Origin of the sequence: Fusobacterium sp., assembly GCF_029258315.1 — a bacterium.
Lineage (GTDB): Bacteria > Fusobacteriota > Fusobacteriia > Fusobacteriales > Fusobacteriaceae > Fusobacterium_B.
In genome coordinates this window covers 1-3590 of sequence record NZ_JARHZE010000001.1, presented here as the reverse complement: position 1 = coordinate 3590, position 3590 = coordinate 1, and the positions used below count along the sequence as shown (strand labels likewise).

The 3590-nt window shown below is 29.3% G+C and carries 5 protein-coding genes; all 5 read right to left on the bottom strand.

Going from position 1 to position 3590, the window contains the following annotated elements:
* Nucleotides 1-422, bottom strand: a 422-nt coding sequence (gene aroQ, locus Q1J48_RS00025; RefSeq protein WP_300360500.1) for a type II 3-dehydroquinate dehydratase, incomplete at its 3' end; no start/stop codon positions are given.
* An 8-nt stretch (nucleotides 423-430) separates the two neighbouring features.
* Nucleotides 431-1258 (bottom strand): shikimate dehydrogenase, encoded by an 828-nt coding sequence (aroE, locus tag Q1J48_RS00020; RefSeq protein ID WP_300360499.1) that lies wholly within the window; start codon nucleotides 1256-1258, stop codon nucleotides 431-433.
* Nucleotides 1259-1267: 9 nt separating this feature from the next.
* Complete coding sequence (locus tag Q1J48_RS00015; protein WP_300360498.1) at nucleotides 1268-1549, bottom strand: chorismate mutase; 282 nt, start codon at nucleotides 1547-1549, stop codon at nucleotides 1268-1270.
* A gap of 8 nt (nucleotides 1550-1557) precedes the next feature.
* Complete coding sequence (aroC, locus tag Q1J48_RS00010) at nucleotides 1558-2640, bottom strand: chorismate synthase (RefSeq protein ID WP_300360497.1); 1083 nt, start codon at nucleotides 2638-2640, stop codon at nucleotides 1558-1560.
* A partial coding sequence (gene aroA, locus Q1J48_RS00005; RefSeq protein ID WP_300360496.1) for a 3-phosphoshikimate 1-carboxyvinyltransferase occupies nucleotides 2641-3590 on the bottom strand: 950 nt, incomplete at its 5' end.

Below are 3590 nucleotides of genomic sequence, written 5' to 3'. Positions count from 1 at the left end.
AAATTTATAAGACCTCTTAAAGCTAAAATATATCCATAAAAACCTAATCCAGAGATTTGTCCAACACACCCTTCAGCAGTTACAGATTTTTTTCTAAAATCCTCTCTCTTATGGATATTACTTATATGCACCTCAATGGCTGGAACATCCACAGACTTTAAAGCATCAAGTATCCCAATACTATAATGTGTATAAGCAGCAGGATTTATAATTATTCCGTCATAGACACCCAAAGTTTTTTGAATTTCAGTGATTATCTCCCCTTCAATATTACTCTGAAAAAAATCAACCTTACAACCTAATTTGTGAGCTTCCTTCCTTATCATCTCACAAAGAGAGTTATAATCATTATCTCCATAGATATTTTTTTCTCTTATTCCAAGCATATTGATATTAGGTCCATTGATTACTAATATTTTCATATTTCCTCCTAAAACTTTTCTTCTAAATCTGACACTATATTTTTTACAACAGAGTTATCTATTTTTTTATCTTGCCAAATTTCCTGACTAGCCACAGCTTGAGCTACCAACATAAAAAGTCCATTTATAGATTTTTTCCCAAGTTTTTTCCCATATTTCAAAAATAAAGTCTCTTTTGGATTATATATAAGGTCAAGTAAATTTTCATAATTTTCTAAACTTTCTTTGCTTACTGGAGAGTTTAAAATATTGGGAAACATTCCAACAGGGGTACAATTAACAATTAAATATCCTTTTTCTTTTCTCTTTTCAAACTCTTCAAAATTTAAAAATTCAATATTATCTCTATTTTTTAAGAGTAAATCCAATTCTTTTTTTGCTTTTTCAATATTTCTTGCAACTATTAAAGTATTTTTTATCCCCTCATCAAAAGAATATTTTAAAACTGCTCTACTAGCTCCACCAGCTCCCAATATAGTTATATCTTTATCTTTTATATCTATATTATTCTCTTCTAAAGTTCTTTTATATCCAAAATAGTCTGTATTATACCCATAAAATTTTCCATTCTTTTGAAAAATTGTATTTATAGCTCCTATCTCCCTTGCCTCGTCTGAAATCTCTTCCATAAAATCCATAAGTTTTATTTTATAAGGAATGGTAACGTTGAAACCTCTATACTCCATACTTCTATCTCTAAAAAAATCTAAAATCTCACTCTGTTTTAATTCAATTAAAGAGTAATCACCAGAAATTTTTAAATTCTCAAATATTTTTTTATGAATTTCAGGAGATAGGCTATGGGATAATTTTTCTCCAATCAATCCAAATTTCATAATCCACCTCTATTTTTTTAATTCCTCATCTTGAAGTTCACAACTAAAATCCATAATATCCCTTAAAATTTTTTGAAAACCAGAAATATATTTTTTATTTTCAATTATGTGATTAGCCTTCTCTAAAACTCTCTCTTCACGAGCCCTGTCCTTTACAGGCATATTATTTATTTTTTTATATTCTGCCACTTTCATAACCACATTCATTCTTTCTTCAAAAAGTTTTGCCATTTCTCTATCTATTCTATCTATATCTTTTCTAATCTCTTCTAAATTTAATTCCTCTTTCATAATTTCTCCTAATTTGATAGTATAATATCTAAAATTGTAAAAGCAGTCACACTCTCGATAACAGGTACAGCTCTTTGAACAATACAAGGATCGTGTCTTCCTTTGATCTCAAGAATTTGATTTTCTTCAGTTGACACATTTATTGTATTTTGTGACAAAGATATAGAGGGAGTTGGTTTTATTGCCACTTTAAAAATTATCGGCATTCCGTTTGTAATCCCACCTAAAACTCCACCATTATTATTTGTTTTTGTTTTTACCTTTTTATTCTCATCAAAATACATCTCATCATTAGCCTCATTTCCAAAAAGTTTTGTTATATCGAAACCTTTTCCAAATTCAATAGCTTTAACACTTGGTATAGAAAATATTCCGTGAGCTAAAAGGCTCTCTACTGAATCAAAAAATGGAAAACCAAAACCAACAGGGATATTATTTACCATACATTCAATTGTTCCCCCAACAGAGTTACAATTTTCCCTTGCTTTTAAAATCTCATCTTTCATAAGAATAATTTTTTCATCATCTATTACTGGTATCTCTTTTCTACTTAATTCTCCAAAAAGTTTTTCATCATCTCCTAATGGATTAAATTTTTTATCTTCAATATCCTTTATAGAATAGATATGTGCTCCCACTGAAATATTATATTTTTCTTTTAAATATTGTTTTGCAACAGCTCCAGCAAAAACAAGGGGAGCTGTAAGTCTACCAGAAAAACTTCCTCCCCCTCTATAATCATTAAAACCATTGTATTTTACATATCCGGGATAATCTCCGTGAGATGGTCTCATAAGGTTTTTTAAAATGGAATAATCTTTTGAGTGAGAATCACTATTTTTTATTCTTACACAAAGAGGAGTTCCAGTAGTTCTATCATTAAAATATCCACTTTCTATTATAAAATCATCTGCCTCTTTTCTTTGAGTAGAAATTTTATTTTTTCCGGGAGCTCTCCTATCCATCTCTCTTCTTATAAAATCAAAATCCAATTTTATTCCAGAGGGAAGTCCATCTATAATAGCTCCAATAGATGAACCGTGAGATTCTCCAAATATAGTTATTTTTAATTTTCTTCCAAAGGTATTCATCTAAATCTCCTCTATCTTTCCACCAAGATTTACAAAATCATTCCAAAACTCTGGATAAGATTTTTCAACACACTCTGCTCCATGTAAAATAATTTTATCCTTACATTTTATTGAGGCCACTGCTAAACTCATAGCTATTCTATGATCATTCCAGCAAGAAACCTCTCCCCCTTGTAAAAATTCTTTTCCTTTTATTATAAGTCCATCTTCTAATTCCTCAATATCAGCCCCTAATTTATTAAGCTCTGTGGCAATTGCATTAAGTCTATCACACTCTTTAATACGAAGTCTTTTAGCGTTGATTATTTTTGTAACTCCCTCACTTAAAGATGCTAGTACTGTAAGAATTGGAATAATATCTGGACAATCTGAGGCATCAATTATTGTTGAAAAACTTTTACTTCCAAAAGATTCTATCTTATCTTTTTCAATCTTAAGTTTTACTCCCATTCTTTCTAAAATCTCAAGAATTTTTTTATCTCCTTGTAAAGAGTCTAAATCCAATCCCTCTGAAATAATACTTTCACTCTGTGGATTTAAACTCCCTGCTACTAACCAAAAAGCTCCTTGTGAATAATCTCCCTCTACAACAGAATCAAGATTTTTATACTTTTGATTTCCATCTATAATATATTCTCTATGATTTTTATTTTCTATTTTTATTCCATACTTACTTAAAGATTTTAAAGTCAAATCAATATAACTAGCTGATTCTAATTTTGTAGTTATCTTTAAAACTGAATCTCCCTCTAAAAGTGGAAGAGCAAATAAAAGTCCTGATATAAATTGAGAACTTACATCTCCAACTAAAGAATACTCCCCAGATTTTAATTTTCCATCTATTTCAAGAGGAAGATTTTTTATCTCATTGAAAGTTTTATAATCTATATTTTTTTCTTTAAAAATTTCAAAATATGGATCAAGAGGTCTCTCAGTTAATTTTCCTTCAC

What these genes read in the sequence shown, in the direction of transcription:
- Q1J48_RS00015 (WP_300360498.1), bottom strand. Translation starts at nt 1,549, where the DNA reads ATGAAAGAGGAATTAAATTTAGAAGAGATTAGAAAAGATATAGATAGA.
- aroE (WP_300360499.1), bottom strand. Translation starts at nt 1,258, where the DNA reads ATGAAATTTGGATTGATTGGAGAAAAATTATCCCATAGCCTATCTCCT.
- aroC (WP_300360497.1), bottom strand. Translation starts at nt 2,640, where the DNA reads ATGAATACCTTTGGAAGAAAATTAAAAATAACTATATTTGGAGAATCT.